This window comes from Streptococcus oralis subsp. tigurinus (genome assembly GCF_002096275.1).
Classification (GTDB): Bacteria; Bacillota; Bacilli; order Lactobacillales; family Streptococcaceae; genus Streptococcus; species Streptococcus oralis_CN.
On sequence record NZ_NCUG01000014.1, the window covers coordinates 71,305 to 88,183 of the forward strand.

The following is a 16,879-nucleotide window of genomic DNA, read 5'->3' on the forward strand; positions in this document are numbered from 1 at the left end:
ATTTTACTCCTTAGATAATAAAATAAAATCGGTTTTATGTAAACGCTATCATACATAATAATAACAAGGAGGTTTTGTCATGAAACTAGAAAAGAAACAGCGCTTCTCCATCCGTAAATACGCGGCTGGGGCAGCTTCTGTACTGATAGGATTTGCTTTTAGCGCACAAGTCGTATCTGCCGACGGGATTACTCCAGCTCCAACAGCTGAGGAAACTGTTCAAACTATTCAGGAGAGTCCTCAAGCAGTCAAGGAAGCTGTAGACTCCAAGGTTCCAGAAAAACTGGAAGAAAAGGCTGACAGGCCTGTAAAAGAGGAGGTCAAAGAAGACAAGGAGGCTCCTCGAACAGTTGCTCCAAAAACAGAAGAGTCAAGCGCACCAGTTGTGACAGAAAATGCTACTCCAACTCCTACTGCCGAGAAAGAGAGTCCTGCCCCAGCTGAAACTCCTGCCGAAAGTACTCCTTCAGAAAAGAAAAATGAAGCCGTCACACCTGCAGTGGCCACTCCTAGCACTGAACGTGTATCTCAAGTAAATGAAAAACTGGCAAAAAGAAAAATGATCTCAATCGACGCTGGACGCAAGTATTTCTCTCCAGACCAACTCAAAGAAATCATCGACAAAGCCAAACACTACGGTTATACTGATCTTCATCTACTAGTTGGAAATGATGGCATGCGTTTCATGCTAGACGATATGACGATCAAAGCCAATGGTAAAACCTATGCAAGCGACGATGTCAAACGTGCACTCGAAAATGGAACTGATGCCTACTACAAGGATCCAAACGGCAACCATTTGACAGAGAGTCAGATGACGGACTTGATTAACTACGCTAAAAACAAAGGCATTGGTCTCATCCCAACTGTAAACAGCCCTGGTCACATGGATGCGATTTTGCATGCAATGAAAGAACTAGGTATCCAAAAACCGAACTTCAACTACTTTGGTAAGGAATCTGCTCGTACCGTTGACCTGGATAACAAAGAAGCTGTTGAGTTTACCAAAGCCCTGATCGACAAGTATGCAGCATACTTTGCTGGAAAAACTGATATTTTCAATATCGGACTAGACGAGTACGCCAATGATGCTACAGATGCCAAAGGCTGGAGCGTTCTTCAGGCCTATAAATGGTATCCAGAAGATGGATTCCCTGACAAGGGTTATGATAAATTCATCGCCTACGCAAACGACCTTGCTCGAATCGTTAAATCTCACGGTCTCAAACCAATGGCCTTCAACGATGGAATCTACTACAATAGCGATACAAGCTTTGGTACTTTTGACAAAGATATCATCGTTTCTATGTGGACTGGTGGATGGGGCGGATACGACGTCGCTTCTTCTAAACTTCTAGTTGAAAAAGGCCACCAAATCTTGAATACCAACGATGCTTGGTACTATGTTCTCGGACGAAATGCCGACGGCCAAGGCTGGTACAACCTGGACCAAGGACTCAATGGTATCAAGAACACTCCAATCACTTCTGTACCAAAATCTGAAGGAGCAGATATTCCGTTCATCGGTGGTATGGTAGCTGCTTGGGCGGATACCCCATCTGCACGCTATTCACCATCACGCCTCTTCAAACTCATGCGTAGCTTCGCAAATGCCAATGCTGAATACTTCGCAGCTGACTATGAGTCTGCTGAACAAGCTCTGAAAGAAGTACCAACAGACCTTAACCGCTATACTGCAGAAAGTGTCGCAGCTGTCAAAAAAGCTGAAAAAGCTATTCGCTCACTCGATAGCAACCTCAGCCGTGCCCAACAAGACACCATTGATCAAGCAATCGCAAAACTCCAAGAAGCTGTTAGCAACTTGACCTTCACACCAGAAGCTCAAAAAGAAGAAGACGCGAAACGCGAAGTTGAAAAGCTTGTCAAGAACAAGGTAATCTCTATCGATGCCGGACGTAAGTACTTCACACTTGACCAACTCAAACGCATCGTAGACAAGGCGAGCGAGCTCGGCTACTCTGATGTGCATCTTCTCCTAGGAAATGATGGACTTCGCTTCCTCCTTGATGACATGACCATCACAGCTAACGGAAAAACTTATGCAAGTGACGATGTCAAAAAGGCCATCATCGAAGGAACAAAAGCTTACTACGATGATCCAAACGGAACCACTCTTAGTCAAGCTGAAATCACTGAATTGATCGAGTACGCAAAATCAAAAGGTATCGGACTCATCCCAGCGATCAACAGCCCAGGTCACATGGATGCCATGCTCGTCGCTATGGAAAAACTTGGAATCAAGAATCCTCAAGCAAACTTTGACAAGGTCTCCAAAACAACTATGGACCTCGAAAACGAAGAGGCGATGAACTTTGTCAAAGCCCTTATAGGCAAGTACATGGATTTCTTTGCAGGCAAGACAAAGATCTTCAACTACGGTACTGACGAATATGCCAATGATGCTACCAACGCTCAAGGCTGGTACTACCTCAAATGGTATGGACTCTATGGCAAGTTTGCTGAGTACTCTAACACCCTTGCTGCCATGGCCAAAGAAAGAGGCCTTCAACCAATGGCCTTCAACGATGGTTTCTACTATGAAGACAAGGATGATGTTGAGTTTGACAAGGATGTCATCATCTCTTACTGGTCTAAAGGATGGTGGGGCTACAACCTTGCATCTCCTCAGTACCTTGCAAGTAAAGGCTATAAATTCCTTAATACCAACGGAGACTGGTACTACATTCTTGGTCAAAAACCAGAAGATGGTGGTGGCTTCCTCAAAAAAGCAATTGAAAACACTAAAAAAACACCATTTAACCAGCTTGCATCTACCAAATATCCTGAGGTAGACCTTCCAACAGTTGGAAGCATGCTTGCCATCTGGGCAGATAGACCAAGCGCTGAGTACAAGGAAGAAGAAATCTTTGAACTCATGACTGCCTTTGCAGACAATAACAAAGACTACTTCCGCGCTAACTACAATGCCCTCCGCGAGGAACTTGCTCAAATCCCTACAAACTTAGAAGGATATAGCAAAGAAAGCCTAGATGCCCTAAATGCAGCTAAAGAAGCTCTCAACTACAACCTCAACCGTAACAAACAAGCTGAGTTAGACGCTCTCGTAGCCAAACTCAAAGCAGCCCGCCTAGGCCTCAAACCAGCAGCAACCCACTCAGGAAGCCTCGATGAAAACGAACTAGCTGCCAATGTTGAAACCAAACCTGAACTCATCACAAGAGCAGAAAAGATTCCATTTGAAGTTATCAAGAAGGAAAATCCGAATCTCCCAACTGGTCAGGAAAAGATCATCACACCAGGTGTAGAGGGCGAACGCACTCATTACATATCTGTCCTTACTGAAAATGGAAAGCAAACAGAAACTGTTCTAGATAGCCAAGTGACCAAAGAACCTGTGACACAAGTGGTTGAAATCGGTGCCCCTATTACTCACAAAGGAGATGAACACGGTCTTGCTCCAGCCGCAGAAGCAAAACCTAGACTGGACATCCAAGAGGAAGAGATTCCGTTCACTACCGTGACACGTGAAAATCCACTCTTGCTCAAAGGGAAGACTCAAGTCCTTACCAAAGGTGTTAACGGTCGTCGCAGTCATTACTACTCTGTAAGCACTACTGCTGATGGCAAAGAAGTGAAGACTCTTGTCGATAGCCTTGTAACGCAAGAAGCAGTGACACAAGTCATTGAAGTCGGAACCCTTGTTACCCATGTAGGGGATGAACACGGTCTTGCCCCAGCCGCAGAAGCAAAACCTAGACTAGACATCCAAGAAGAAGAGATTCCGTTCACTACCGTGACACGTGAAAATCCTCAATTACCAAAAGGACAAAGTCAAGTAGTCGTTACTGGTGTAAATGGTCGTCGTACGATTTTCTACTCTGTCAGCACTACTGCTGACGGCAAGGAAGAAAGAACCCTTGTCAATAGTGCGGTATCACAGGAAGCAGTCACTCAAGTCGTTGAAGTCGGCACTGCCGTTGAGAAGACAGAGAATGCTCAACCAACTACTGCCAAAGCAGATGAAAAACAACTCCCTGCAACAGGAAGTCAAGACTCTGCAGGCTTGGTCGCAATAGGACTCATGGCCACACTAGCAGCCTACGGACTCACTAAGAGAAAAGAAGATTAAACCCCTTTGATAATCATACGAAAAAGCGAGATTGAATCTCGCTTTTTCGTATGATTAGTCACCGAGTCCGATACGTTCAAAGATATCATCCACTCGTTTAGTGTAGTATGCAGGGTTGAAGATTTCGTCAATTTCATCTTGAGTGAGGCGTGAAGTGACTTCTGGATCTGCTTCCAGAAGCGGTTTAAAGTCCACTTGGTTATCCCAAGAATAAGCTGTTTTTGGTTGCACCAAGTCATAGGCTTGTTCACGGGTCATCCCCTTTTCAATCAAGGTCAACATAGCACGCTGGCTAAAGATAAGACCGAAAGTTGAGTTCATGTTACGGATCATGTTTTCAGGGAAGACTGTCAAGTTCTTAACGATGTTTCCAAAACGGTTGAGCATGTAGTCAATCAAAATAGTCGTATCTGGTGTGATGATACGCTCAGCTGATGAGTGAGAGATATCACGTTCGTGCCAGAGAGCAACATTTTCATAAGCTGTCACCATGTGACCACGGATGACACGCGCAAGACCTGTCATGTTCTCAGAACCAATAGGGTTGCGTTTGTGAGGCATTGCTGATGAACCTTTTTGCCCCTTAGCAAAGAATTCTTCCACTTCACGTTGCTCAGATTTTTGAAGACCACGGATCTCCGTTGCCATACGTTCAATAGAAGTCGCAATGCTGGCAAGAACTGCAAAGTACTCAGCGTGAAGGTCACGAGGAAGGACCTGTGTAGAGATTTCTTGGGCACGGATACCAAGCTTGTCGCAGACGTATTTTTCAACGAATGGTGGGATGTTAGCGAAGTTCCCAACCGCACCCGAAATCTTACCAGCTTCCACACCAGCAGCCGCATGCTCGAAACGCTCCATGTTGCGCTTCATTTCGCTGTACCAAGTTGCCAATTTAAGACCAAAAGTTGTCGGCTCGGCGTGCACACCGTGGGTACGCCCCATCATGATGGTGAACTTGTGCTCCTTAGCCTTATCAGCGATGATATTGGTAAAGTTTTCAAGGTCACGACGGATGATATCGTTGGCCTGCTTGTAAAGATAACCGTAGGCCGTATCCACCACGTCGGTAGAAGTCAACCCATAGTGAACCCACTTGCGCTCTTCACCAAGAGTCTCAGAAACCGCACGCGTGAAAGCAACCACATCGTGGCGAGTTTGCTGCTCAATCTCCAAAATACGGTCGATGTCAAAGTCCGCCTTTTCGCGAATCAAAGCCACATCTTCCTTAGGGATTTCCCCCAACTCAGCCCATGCCTCGTCAGCGAGGATTTCCACCTCAAGCCAAGCACGGTATTTATTTTCTTCACTCCAAATGTTCGCCATCTCAGGGCGAGAATAACGTTCGATCATGTTGTTTCTCCTATATTAAATCATTTTTTTTAATATCAAACTACAAGTTTCAATAAATTTAGCACTCCATATCTCCCACCATTTACTATATTGATTTTTATCGCATTTTTCTTCTTCACTGATAATTTTAGATCTCAAAATTTCATTATCCATTATCCTATTTTCGTATTCTTCACCACCGTAAAAAATACAGTCTCTTAGCTCTGAATATTGGACTTCCGGAGATGATTTAATATTATTATATAAGTCTTTAGCTTTTGATTTCCCTAATTTGATTTTTGAAGTAATTATAATCGTTCCAAGAGAATAAGCTGTAAGTAAAAGAAATCTTATAACTGAAAGTTCAGAAGTTAAGGAATGAATTTCAAAAGAAATAGACATCTCCCTAAATCTTTTTATTAATTCAATAGCATCAGGATTCTCTTTAAAAAATGAGATAACCTCTGTAGATAAATTTAACTTCATTAGCGTTTCAAGTGTAATTGATTCATTTGAAATTTGTCCATTAATTTCATTTATTATATAATATTGAAAAAAATATTCAAAAAGAAGCGGAACAAGTAAAGTAGTCAACACTCCAAATAGCCATGTCATATTTGTTATTTTTCTTAAAGAATGCAATGGTAATAATATTGCAAAAACACTATATGCTATGAAAACCAAAATTATGTAAACTACAATAGATTTTATATCTGAAAATGACTTTACATAATCTAAAGTAAATAAAAGCATTGCTAAAGGAATAAGATAATAATATAATCCTGTTAAATAATTTTTAGCTGCAATAATTATGCCAGCCAATGCTATAATCATTGCTCCGATTGCTACTATAGCAATTAATCCTTTAAATGCCACTAGATTAAGTGAATTTAACACAGAAATAACTACAAGAATTACCATAAAACCTATATTTGTTAAATAATAAACTGCAGCACCTAATTCCCGCCTTTTCTTTAAATCAGTTTTATATCCTTTTTCAGTAATAAAAAAATACTTTCTTCTTCGAATTTCCTTTAACAAACCCCATTTTAATTGCACCCAGTTAACCATTTTCTTTTTCCAAAAAAATAGTAAGCCAACAAAAATGCATACCGCTACTAATTTAACTAAGTAGCTAGGATGTATAAATAGCGTAATTCCAAAATATCCTAGCATGATAGATATGAGTTTTTGCAATTCTAGTTGCTTTTTCATAATTCCTCCTCAAACTCCTCTTTCCCAATCCATACAGATGAGTAGAGTTCTGGTGTATTCAAATCCGTATCAATTAGCAAATCATAGATAGCTAAATAGTTTTCAGGATATTGAGCCGTTAGCTCTTTATACTTAGCTTTCACTTTTTCATGATCACTACTATCATACAAAACTTCGATAACTGCTCCCGTCTTCTCTTTTTCGACAAATGCGTTGACGATGAGTTGAATCATAGTAATGGCAAAGGATGTCTTCCGTATTCAGTTTTAGAGGATACGGAGCCCTTATTCCTTTCTTCTTTTATTTTCTACAAGAGGAGCGCTTTTAGCAAGAATCCAAATACTTGAACTTGCCCTCTTCTCCTTTGTTTTAGTTACACTTTAAGATTTAGAAAGTTTATATTCGGTATTCTATTAGAAAAATCTGGTTGCTTTTTTCATAATCTTCAATCTGATTTTTAAATCAATTTTTCTAAGTGTTCTTTAAAAGGTCTTTGAATAATTTTCCTAGCATTAGATATATTCTCATCGGTTCTATACGTTTCTAATGCTTCATTTAACTTGCTAACAGCTAGTTTAAGTTCCATTCCTTTAGCAAGCATTAACCAAACAATATAAAATCTCATTTGCTTTGTTGATTCTTTATGTATAAGACTATAGTATTGCTCTATCTCCCTGTATGTTCTATACAATGTTATCAACTCATCAAAATCTAACTGTTCATTAAATATGTCATCATAAAATCTATTAAAAAGCGCTCCCTTTTGATTCGTAACAACTTCAGGATAACCCATTTTAGAATATATAAGCTGGGCCATAACCTCCATTGTAATAGACTCCTCGGAAATCTCTATACTTTTATCAACTTTTCTAATATACATAATTCCATATTGTTTCAGGTATTCTTCAATCTTAATTTGTATATTGCTTATTGATTTTAAATCTACAGGGGAAATAGCATTTTGACTATTAGTGTATTCGGCTATATTATTTGTTAACGTCTTATCATTTTCAGTTTGGAAAATTCTAACTAGAATTTCTGCATTAGATAATTTTTCTTCATCAAAATCAGCATCTTTATATTTATAAATCGTTCTTAGAGTCTGTCCGCCATTCACAATTTGAAAACCATCTAAAGAGCACTTTAACTTTTGATTTGCATTAATCTTTTGAGCAGTAATCTTATTCGCAGTCATGGTAATGCCATTATTAAACATAAAAAATCGATTAGGATCGCTATCAATAGATTTCAAAATATTTTTATTAAACTTTGTACTTCCCAAATAGCCTCGAACATTATCATATAACAATCCAATGTCTAGCTCCACTTCTGATAATTTAGAATAATCTTCAATCGAGTATTGTTCTTTCAACTCATCATCTTTACAAGTCAGCCTAATCAAAGTAATTAAAGGTAATTTAACCAAGTATGATTGTGAGGATGACATGGGATCATCTTTAAAAGTCATCACAGAATCAGAATCAACGATAAATGTTGCTTTTCTATCTTCTGGTTTTTCTGAAACAAATTCTATAATTTCGTCCAAACTAATTGTTACAATCTCAACATCATTACTATCAATGAATGATTTAACTTCATTAATATTTAAATTTAACTTATGATTTTCATTAGATACCAAATACAACTGCGTGTTCCAAATATCATTAGAATTATATTTATCAATTATTGACTGAACTGTAATTCTAGTTAGTTCATCTAATCCTTCAGTATTCTGAGCATAAACTGCATTTAAAAACTTAGTACTATCACTAACTGTATTTAAAGCTTGAGACTTGTCAGGATTAAACCTCTCACGATACTTAAAATTAAAAAGCTTAATGTCATAGTTCTCTTCGTCTATATAAACAGCATCAATACCTAAATCATTGTTTGTGACACCATATAATTTACGATGAAAATCGGTATCAATAACCATCTTTTCTACGTCTTCAACGTCTGTTACATCTGTAATACAAGAAAGAATGAATAAGTAAAAGCCAAGTCTTGATTTCTCCTCATCTGTAATTTCACCAACTGGTTCCTTTTTTAGTTTACCGAAATATTTTCTTGAAATCTTATTTACCAACTTAAAATCATTTAATGTTCCCATTTAAAAACTCCTCTATATGAATAAAATAATATATATTAAGCTATATTCTAAATAACAGACGGTTATTTTCACTTTTTAAAAATCAATCCCCTCCAACAGTAGTTGTCCAGATTCTCTTGTCGATTTTTCGCCTGCGACAAGCCTAGTCAACCTTGCAGGGAAAGACAACAGACCTTGTAATTAGGGTCCTGTCTCACTCCCCAAACTCCTCCACCTCATCCGGCACATCACTAAACAAAGTCACATGCCCCATCTTGCGGTTGTGCTTCGCTTCTATTTTACCATATATGTGGAGGTGGGCGCTTGGATTTTCTGCGACATACTTTTCAGATGCCTCGACATGCTGACCAAGAACATTGAGCATGACTGCAGGCGCATGCAGTTTGATGGCTGGCAATGGTGCTCCGAGAATACCCAAAATATGGGTGTCAAACTGGGAGAAATCACAAGCTTCAATCGAATAGTGCCCTGAGTTATGTGGACGTGGGGCAATTTCGTTGACGATGATGTCGTCAGCTGTCGCAAACATTTCCACGCAGAGAGTTCCAGAGAGGTTCAGCTGTTCTGCGATTCGCACTGCCATGGCTTTGGCTTTATCAGCCAGACTATCAGAAATTCGAGCTGGCACAATGGTTTTAGACAGGATATTGTTACGGTGGATATTTTCCTGAACTGGAAAGACTGTCACCTCCTTGCCATTTCCAGACACGATGACAGAAATTTCAAGGTCAAAGTTGACAAATTCTTCCAAGACACAGTCTGCTGAATCAGCCAGTTCATAAGCTTCTTCCAAATCTTCTGCTGAACGAATGACCTTTTGTCCATGACCATCATAGCCACCAGTCGCAGTCTTGAGGACATAGTTTTTGGACAGGTCGATATCAGCCAAGTCTTGACTAGAAGCCACGACCTTGTAAGGGGCAACAGTGACTTGGGCCTTGTTTGCGAGAAAATCCTTTTCAAAGATCCGATTTTGAGAAATGCGGAGTAGGTCTGTCCCTTGAGGGAGCTGACCGTCCTTAATGACAGCATCTAGTCCGTCAGCATCGACATTCTCAAATTCATAGGTCAGAACATCGCAACGCTCCGCCAACTGACGGAGGGCCTCCACATCATTATAAGGCGCCACGATGATTTCCGCCACGCGAGAGGCTGGGCAATCCGCCGCAGGATCCAGCGCGATAACCTTGTGCCCCATGTAGATAGCAGAAATGGCCATCATCTGCCCCAGCTGACCACCACCGATAATTCCGATTGTTTTAGATGAGCTCATTTGTCGACTCCTCTGCGATTTTTCCTTGTTCTTCTGCGAAATCTGCCAAAGCTGTCGCGATAGCCTGATCCTCTACTGACAGGAGACGGAGGGCAAAGAGGGCTGCGTTGGTCGCACCTGCCTCACCGATAGCCATTGTCGCAACAGGTACACCGCCCGGCATCTGTACGATAGAGTAGAGCGAGTCCACGCCACTAAGAGCACGTGATTTGACGGGTACACCAATGACAGGAAGGGTTGTTTTGGCAGCTACCATACCTGGCAAATGGGCTGCGCCACCAGCACCAGCGATAATAACCTTGATGCCACGACTACGGGCTTCCTCCGCATGTCTGAACATAAGGTCTGGTGTGCGGTGGGCGGAGACAACTTTCTTTTCGTAGGCTACACCGAAGCGGTCTAGGACTTCGGCGGTTTTTTGCATGGTCGCCCAGTCGGATTTTGAGCCCATGATGATGGAAATTACTGATTTCATTTCTTCTCCTTTTTTAATAATCGTCTAATGTAGTGCGGACGTAAGCGACCGCCTATGGCGTTCCATTACTAAAACTGGAGCCTAGGTCTCCAGTTTTCCGCTCCTAGTAGCAAAGCTACTAGGAGTTCCACTACTGCGACGATTATCCTATAGTGGCTCGCTTTCGCTCGCCATGGCAAATATGTCTGTTAATCTTTTATGGCCTTGCTTCCGATATCGGTTCGGTAGAAGAGGCCTTCTGTGTTTTGTTGGGCGAGTTCTTGGTAGATGGTGCTTTGGGCTTCTTTGACGGTGTCGGCTGTGGTGACGAGCATATAGACACGTCCGCCATTTGACAGCAGTGCTCTGCTATTTTCAGCGAATTTAGCCCCGGCATAGTAAGTGATGATATCGCCTTCTGTCTTGGCTGGCAATGCAACACCTTTTTCATAGTCTAGCGGGTAGCCATTGGATGCGACAACTACACCAAGCGTCACACCCTTGTCCGTCCATGTGATATTTGGCTCCTTGCCGCCAAGAATATCCGTGATATTTTGTGCAAAATCGGAGGTCAGACGAGGCAGGATAATCTGAGTTTCAGGATCTCCGAAGCGAGCATTAAACTCGATGACTTTCGGTCCGTCTGCTGTCAAGATAAGCCCTGCGTAAAGAATTCCCAGATAAGGACGATCTTCCTGAATCATGCCCTCAAGGACTGGCTTGACAATAGTCTCAACCGCTGTATCAACTACACTATGTGGTAAGTGTGGAACTGGCGCATACGCACCCATCCCACCCGTGTTAGGCCCCTTGTCGCCATCATAGGCACGTTTGTGATCCTGAGCTGTTGGCATAATGTAGAACTTGTCCCCATTGACAAAGGCAAAGAGTGAAAATTCCTCTCCTTCAAGGAATTCCTCAATAACCACACGCGCACCTGAGTCCCCGAATTTATTGTCCAAGAGCATCTCATGAGCTGCTTCGACCGCTTGCTCAACAGTCTCTGCAACAACGACACCTTTTCCAAGGGCTAAACCGTCTGCCTTGACTACGATAGGCGCACCCTGCTTTTCGATGTAGGCCTTGGCTTCCTCAAAGTCGGAAAATGTGCCATAGGCTGCTGTCGGAACGTCGTATTTGACCATGATTTCCTTGGCAAAATCCTTGGACCACTCCAGCTCCGCTGCCAATCTTGTCGGGCCGAAAGCCTTGAGACCAGCTGCATTGAACTCATCCACAATCCCAGCAGCAAGGGCATCATCTGGCCCGATGAAGGTCCAAGCGATATCATTGACCTTTGCGAACTCAATCAATTTAGAATGTTCGGAAATAGAGATATTTACTAACTCCAAACCATCCAGAGTCATTCCATCATTTCCAGGAGCTACAAAGACCTTTTCGACACCGTTAGACTCCAGCAACTTCTTAGCAATGGCATGTTCACGACCACCCGAACCGACAACAAGCAGTTTCATTTCTCAACCTCTTTTGCGAATTATTTACTAACATTATATCACAAACGTTCGTTTTAATCTTGTTTCACTTAGCATTTTAAGCTAAAAAAGGAAAGAAACTGTTTTCTTCCCTTTTGTTTTTTAATGTCTAAAATGTCTCACTCCTGTGAAGACCATGGTCAAGCCATATTTATCCGCTGCTTCGATGGATTCTTGGTCACGAACAGAGCCTCCCGGCTGGATGATGGCCTTGATACCTGCTTTGGCGATTTCTTCCACATTATCCGCAAATGGGAAGAAGGCATCTGAAGCAAGAACAGCACCGTCCAAACGATCCTTGGCTTGGTCAATGGCAATACGAACAGAGGCCACACGGTTAGTTTGACCTGGGCCAACACCGAGTGTCATGTGGTCATTAGTCACGATGATTCCGTTTGATTTGACATACTTGATAGCCTTCCAAGCGAACTCGAGGGCGGTTGCTTCTGTCTCTGTTGGTTGTCGTTTGGTCACCACTTGCCAGTCAGCTGGGCTTTCCTTGACCACGTCTTGATTTTGCACCAGAAGTCCACCTACTACGCCTGTGTACTCAGCCTCTACTTCACTCGCTTCTTGAGCATCAAATGGCAAGGCAAGGATACGCAAGTTTTTCTTTTTATTGGTCAAAATAGCTAGCGCTTCATCTGTATAGCTTGGCGCAATGATGATTTCAAGGAAAACGCCGTGCATCTTCTCAGCTGTCGCAGCATCCACCTCACGGTTGAGAACGACAATCCCACCGAAGATAGAGACTGGGTCTGACTCATAAGCGTAGTCCCAAGCAGTCTCGATGTCATCAGCCTGACCGATTCCACATGGGTTCATGTGTTTGAGAGCCACAACGGTTGGACGGTCTTTGAAGTCACGGATAATACGAATGGCAGCATCCGCATCACGGATATTGTTGAAGGACAATTCCTTACCGTTAAGCTGTTTGGCTGAAGCAATGGAGTAATCTGTCGGCAAGGCTTTTTGGTAAAAGTCTGCATCCTGTTGAGGATTTTCCCCATAGCGCATTGGTTGCTTGAGGTCGTAGGTCAAAGTGAGTTTTTCAGGTTTTTCTTCACCCACTTGAGCTGTGAAGTATTCTGCAATCAAGGCATCATAAGCCGCTGTGTGACGGAAAACTTTAGCCGCCAAACGTTGCCGTGTTTCGTAAGTCGTTTCGCCATTGGCTGACAACTCGTCCAAAACCACAGCATAGTCCGCAGGATCCACCACAACTGTTACGCTAGCATGGTTCTTCGCTGCTGAACGAAGCATAGATGGCCCACCGATGTCAATATTTTCCACTGCATCAGCGTAAGTTACGTCTGGTTTGAGAATCGTTTCCTTGAAGGGATAGAGATTGACCACCACAAGGTCAATCAATTCGATATTATTGCTCTTTGCAGCTTCCAAGTGACTATCCAAGTCCCGACGAGCCAAGAGCCCACCGTGGATATTTGGGTGAAGGGTCTTGACACGACCGTCCATCATTTCTGGAAAACCAGTCACATCATCGATCGCAATGGTCTCCACCCCAGCATTATCAAGGGCAACCTTGGTACCACCTGTCGAGATAATATCCCAACCAATTTTTTTGAGTTCTTGGGCAAATTCAACAATGCCCGCTTTGTCTGAGACGCTGATTAAGGCGCGTTTAGTCATGTTATTTCCTTTCATTTACTTATCCAACAATTCTCTAATAACCTCTGGATACAACTTGTACTCAGCCTCATGAATGCGAGCTTCAAAGCTTTCGATGTCATCATCAGCGAGCCTTGGCACACGAACTTGTTTGATGACCTTGCCTGTATCCACACCGGAGTCCACCCAGTGAATGGTCACGCCACTCTCAGCGACACCAGCATCCCAAGCATCCTCAATCCCATGAGCTCCTGGAAATTCTGGCAGGTAGGCCGGATGAATGTTGATAATTCGACCTTCATAAGCCGCCAATAAGGTTGGGCCGACGATTTTCATATAACCCGCCAAACAAACCAAGTCAATCTGGTGTTCTTCCAAGAGCTCGACAAGAGCTGCTTCGTAGTCCGCCTTGTTCTCAAACTCCTTGAGTTCAAAAGCATAGGACAGGACGCCGAGCTTGTCTGCACGTTCCAGCACATAGGCGTCACGATGGTCTGAAAAAACAAACTCCACCGGAAATTCTTCGGCAATCACCTGAAAATTTGAGCCATTACCAGAGGCAAAAACCGCTATTTTTTTCATTTGATGATGACACTTTCGTTTTCTTTCTTGACGATGCGACCAATTTCATAGACTGGTTCATCCAGCAATTCCTTGACTCGACCTACATTTTCAGGGCTAACTGCCAACATGAGGCCCACACCCATATTGAAGATTTCAAACATTTCTTCGTGCTTGATCTGACCGTATTTTTCAAGAGCTTTGAAAATCGGAAGCACTGGAACTTTGCTTTCCTCAATCTCTGCAGCCAAGTCATCAGCAAACATACGAGGGACATTTTCGATAAAGCCACCACCTGTGATATGGGCAATGCCGTTGACCAAGCCTTCCTTGATGAGTGGCAATACAGCCTTGACATAGATACGAGTCGGCTCAAGAAGGACTTCCTTGAGTTTCTTGCCTTCCAATTCTGGCAAAACTTCCTCACCTGTGTAGTCCGCAAAGACACGACGAACGAGTGAGTAACCGTTGGAGTGAATCCCACTCGAAGCAAGCCCAAGAATAACATCACCTTCTGCCACTTTTGAACCATCAATGATTTGGGATTTTTCAGCCACACCAACCGCAAATCCAGCCAAGTCATAGTCATCTTCGCCGTACATACCAGGCATTTCAGCCGTTTCCCCACCGATGAGGGCAGCACCAGCCTGCACACAGCCTTCTGCCACACCAGCGACCACTTGTTCTAGCTTAGCTGGTTCATTCTTCCCTGTCGCCACATAGTCGAGGAAATAGAGGGGCTCCGCACCTGCAGCGATGATATCGTTGACACACATGGCTACACAGTCCTGCCCAATCGTGTCATGCTTGTCGTACTTGATAGCCAACATGAGCTTGGTCCCGACACCGTCAGTCCCCGAAATCAATACGGGCTCTTTGACTCCTGTTTTTGAAAGGTCAAACATGCCACCAAAACCACCAAGAGCTCCCATGACACCCGCACGCTCCGTACGCGCCACGTGCTTTTTGATCCGCTCAACAACTTCATAACCCGCTTCAACATCCACACCAGATTGAGCATAAGCATTCTTATTTGTCATTTTTATATTCCTTTTCTTTGAGAAGAGTGCGACGTATTTTTAGATAAACAATTATTTTATCTAAAAATACTAGTCAGGGCTCTAGCTTTGGTCCCATAGGACAAAGCGTCTACTGACAAATGCTTTAGCTTTTAGTCAGTAGCGAGACGTGGAGCATAAGCATTTTTATTTGTCATCTTCTCTTCCTTTCCTTTACATGGAGAGTCTTTATCCGTCTATTTGTAAAAACTGGTCTTATCCCCCAAGCTTCTACGATATTCTTCCTCATAGTCGTAGAGAGGAGTTGGGTAGTCTCCATCAAAATAAGCGACACAGAGACCACCATTCGGCGCATCTGTTTCAATACCAATCGAATCAATCAAGCCATCAATCGAAAGATAGGTCAGGCTATCTGCACCAATGATTTGGCGAGTCTCTTCGACCGTATGATTGGCCGCAATCAGCTCCTGACGCGTCTGGATATCAATCCCGTAAAAACATGGATAAGCTAGCGCTGGACTGCCAATAGCAACATGAACCTCAGACGCACCTGCTTCTTTCAAAAGCTGAACAATACGGCGAGAGGTCGTCCCACGAACAATGGAATCATCAATCATCACCACACGTTTTCCTTTAACGACACCCGAAACAGCAGACAGTTTCATCCGCACCCCTTGCTCCCGCAATTCTTGAGTCGGTTGAATAAAGGTGCGTTGGGTATATTGGTTTTTGATGAGACCCATTTCATTTGGCAGACCTGATTCTTCTGCAAATCCCATGGCTGCGCTGAGTGAGGAATTTGGCACACCGACCACAATATCTGCCTCATGCTTAAATTCACGCGCTAGTTGCGCTCCCATTCTCTTACGAGCCGTATGGACATTGACCCCATGAATATTAGAGTCAGGACGGGCAAAGTAGATATACTCCATAGAACAAATCGCCAACTGGGTATCATTCGTATAGCTATCGTACTGAATCCCATTGTCATCTACGATTACAATCTCCCCTGGTTTTACATCACGAATCCACTCGGCACCAATGACTTCAAAAGCACAGGTTTCTGACGAAACCACCACCGCTCCGTTGGCCATTTTCCCAATAGAAAGTGGACGGAAACCATTAGGATCAAGCGCAGCAATCAACTTGTCCTCAAACAGCAGGATATAAGCAAATCCACCTTTGACAAGGCTGAGTGCCTCTTTGATTTTGCCCATCAAGTTCGGATTGTGACTCCGACGAATGAGGTGTGCCAAAATTTCCGAGTCCGAAGTTGAACTGAAAATTGCTCCTCTTTGTTCCAATTCTTGCTTGAGCGATTCTGCATTGGTCAAGTTTCCGTTGTGAGCAAGTCCAAACTGCATATCATGAAAGCGAAAGAGGAAGGGCTGGATGTTGTCAACAGAAGCTTCGCCAGCAGTCGCATAACGCACATGCCCAATCGCGCTCGTTCCAGTTAGTTTATCCAAATTAGCTGGATTTCTGAATACTTCTGATAAAAGCCCCATATCACGATGACGCTTCAATTGCCCCTGATCATTGGAGAGGATTCCTGCCCCCTCCTGACCACGGTGCTGAAGACTGTGGAGACCAAAATAGGTCAATTTAGCAGCATCTGGATGTCCCCAGATACCGAAAACACCACATTCTTCATTAAGAGATTTTACTTCGTATGTCATTTT

The 16,879-nt window shown here is 43.0% G+C and carries 12 protein-coding genes; 1 reads left to right on the plus strand and 11 read right to left on the minus strand.

Annotated features, from left to right (window positions below):
- Positions 1–79: 79 nt before the first annotated feature.
- Positions 80–4,111, plus strand: a complete 4,032-nt coding sequence (gene strH, locus B7725_RS01755) for an LPXTG-anchored beta-N-acetylhexosaminidase StrH (protein WP_142357343.1) — start codon at positions 80–82, stop codon at positions 4,109–4,111.
- A 54-nt stretch (positions 4,112–4,165) separates the two neighbouring features.
- Here the strand turns inward: strH and purB are convergent, their stop codons facing one another.
- From purB to purF, 11 genes are all read right to left on the minus strand, one after another.
- The gene (gene purB / locus B7725_RS01765; RefSeq protein WP_084874285.1) at positions 4,166–5,464 is read right to left on the minus strand and encodes an adenylosuccinate lyase; all 1,299 of its coding nucleotides are present in this window, start codon (positions 5,462–5,464) and stop codon (positions 4,166–4,168) included.
- Between the two features lie 15 nt (positions 5,465–5,479).
- On the minus strand, positions 5,480–6,658 hold the full coding sequence (locus B7725_RS01770; protein ID WP_193431817.1) for a hypothetical protein: 1,179 nt from the start codon (positions 6,656–6,658) through the stop codon (positions 5,480–5,482).
- Positions 6,655–6,891, minus strand: a complete 237-nt coding sequence (locus B7725_RS01775; RefSeq protein WP_084874286.1) for a phosphoribosylaminoimidazole carboxylase — start codon at positions 6,889–6,891, stop codon at positions 6,655–6,657. Before B7725_RS01775 ends, B7725_RS01770 begins: the two co-directional genes overlap by 4 nt.
- 224 nt (positions 6,892–7,115) lie before the next feature.
- Positions 7,116–8,768, minus strand: coding sequence for an AIPR family protein (locus B7725_RS01780; protein WP_084874287.1), 1,653 nt, complete (start codon positions 8,766–8,768; stop codon positions 7,116–7,118).
- 193 nt (positions 8,769–8,961) lie between these two features.
- Positions 8,962–10,041 (minus strand): 5-(carboxyamino)imidazole ribonucleotide synthase, encoded by a 1,080-nt coding sequence (gene purK / locus B7725_RS01785; RefSeq protein WP_084874288.1) that lies wholly within the window; start codon positions 10,039–10,041, stop codon positions 8,962–8,964.
- Entirely contained in the window at positions 10,028–10,516 is a 489-nt protein-coding gene (purE, locus tag B7725_RS01790; RefSeq protein WP_084874289.1) for a 5-(carboxyamino)imidazole ribonucleotide mutase, read from the minus strand. The genes purK and purE overlap by 14 nt, the downstream gene beginning before the upstream one ends.
- A 188-nt stretch (positions 10,517–10,704) precedes the next feature.
- Positions 10,705–11,970, minus strand: a complete 1,266-nt coding sequence (purD, locus tag B7725_RS01795; RefSeq protein WP_084874290.1) for a phosphoribosylamine--glycine ligase — start codon at positions 11,968–11,970, stop codon at positions 10,705–10,707.
- 120 nt (positions 11,971–12,090) lie between these two features.
- Positions 12,091–13,638: a bifunctional phosphoribosylaminoimidazolecarboxamide formyltransferase/IMP cyclohydrolase gene (gene purH / locus B7725_RS01800; protein ID WP_084940356.1), complete on the minus strand. Its 1,548-nt coding sequence runs from the start codon at positions 13,636–13,638 to the stop codon at positions 12,091–12,093.
- Positions 13,639–13,653: 15 nt separating this feature from the next.
- Positions 13,654–14,199, minus strand: a complete 546-nt coding sequence (gene purN / locus B7725_RS09765; RefSeq protein ID WP_000717477.1) for a phosphoribosylglycinamide formyltransferase — start codon at positions 14,197–14,199, stop codon at positions 13,654–13,656.
- A complete protein-coding gene (gene purM / locus B7725_RS01805) occupies positions 14,196–15,218 on the minus strand; it encodes a phosphoribosylformylglycinamidine cyclo-ligase (protein ID WP_084874291.1) in 1,023 nt (340 codons plus the stop codon). Before purM ends, purN begins: the two co-directional genes overlap by 4 nt.
- Before the next feature lie 215 nt (positions 15,219–15,433).
- Positions 15,434–16,876, minus strand: coding sequence for an amidophosphoribosyltransferase (gene purF / locus B7725_RS01810; RefSeq protein ID WP_084874292.1), 1,443 nt, complete (start codon positions 16,874–16,876; stop codon positions 15,434–15,436).
- Between the last annotated feature and the right edge of the window lie 3 nt (positions 16,877–16,879).

Bases quoted from the DNA above. Each gene is read 5' to 3' on its own strand.
- purM (WP_084874291.1), bottom strand. From the start codon at position 15,218: ATGACAAATAAGAATGCTTATGCTCAATCTGGTGTGGATGTTGAAGCG.
- purK (WP_084874288.1), bottom strand. From the start codon at position 10,041: ATGAGCTCATCTAAAACAATCGGAATTATCGGTGGTGGTCAGCTGGGG.
- B7725_RS01780 (WP_084874287.1), bottom strand. From the start codon at position 8,768: ATGGGAACATTAAATGATTTTAAGTTGGTAAATAAGATTTCAAGAAAA.
- B7725_RS01775 (WP_084874286.1), bottom strand. From the start codon at position 6,891: ATGATTCAACTCATCGTCAACGCATTTGTCGAAAAAGAGAAGACGGGA.
- purB (WP_084874285.1), bottom strand. From the start codon at position 5,464: ATGATCGAACGTTATTCTCGCCCTGAGATGGCGAACATTTGGAGTGAA.
- purN (WP_000717477.1), bottom strand. From the start codon at position 14,199: ATGAAAAAAATAGCGGTTTTTGCCTCTGGTAATGGCTCAAATTTTCAG.
- strH (WP_142357343.1), top strand. From the start codon at position 80: ATGAAACTAGAAAAGAAACAGCGCTTCTCCATCCGTAAATACGCGGCT.
- purD (WP_084874290.1), bottom strand. From the start codon at position 11,970: ATGAAACTGCTTGTTGTCGGTTCGGGTGGTCGTGAACATGCCATTGCT.
- purF (WP_084874292.1), bottom strand. From the start codon at position 16,876: ATGACATACGAAGTAAAATCTCTTAATGAAGAATGTGGTGTTTTCGGT.
- purE (WP_084874289.1), bottom strand. From the start codon at position 10,516: ATGAAATCAGTAATTTCCATCATCATGGGCTCAAAATCCGACTGGGCG.
- B7725_RS01770 (WP_193431817.1), bottom strand. From the start codon at position 6,658: ATGAAAAAGCAACTAGAATTGCAAAAACTCATATCTATCATGCTAGGA.
- purH (WP_084940356.1), bottom strand. From the start codon at position 13,638: ATGACTAAACGCGCCTTAATCAGCGTCTCAGACAAAGCGGGCATTGTT.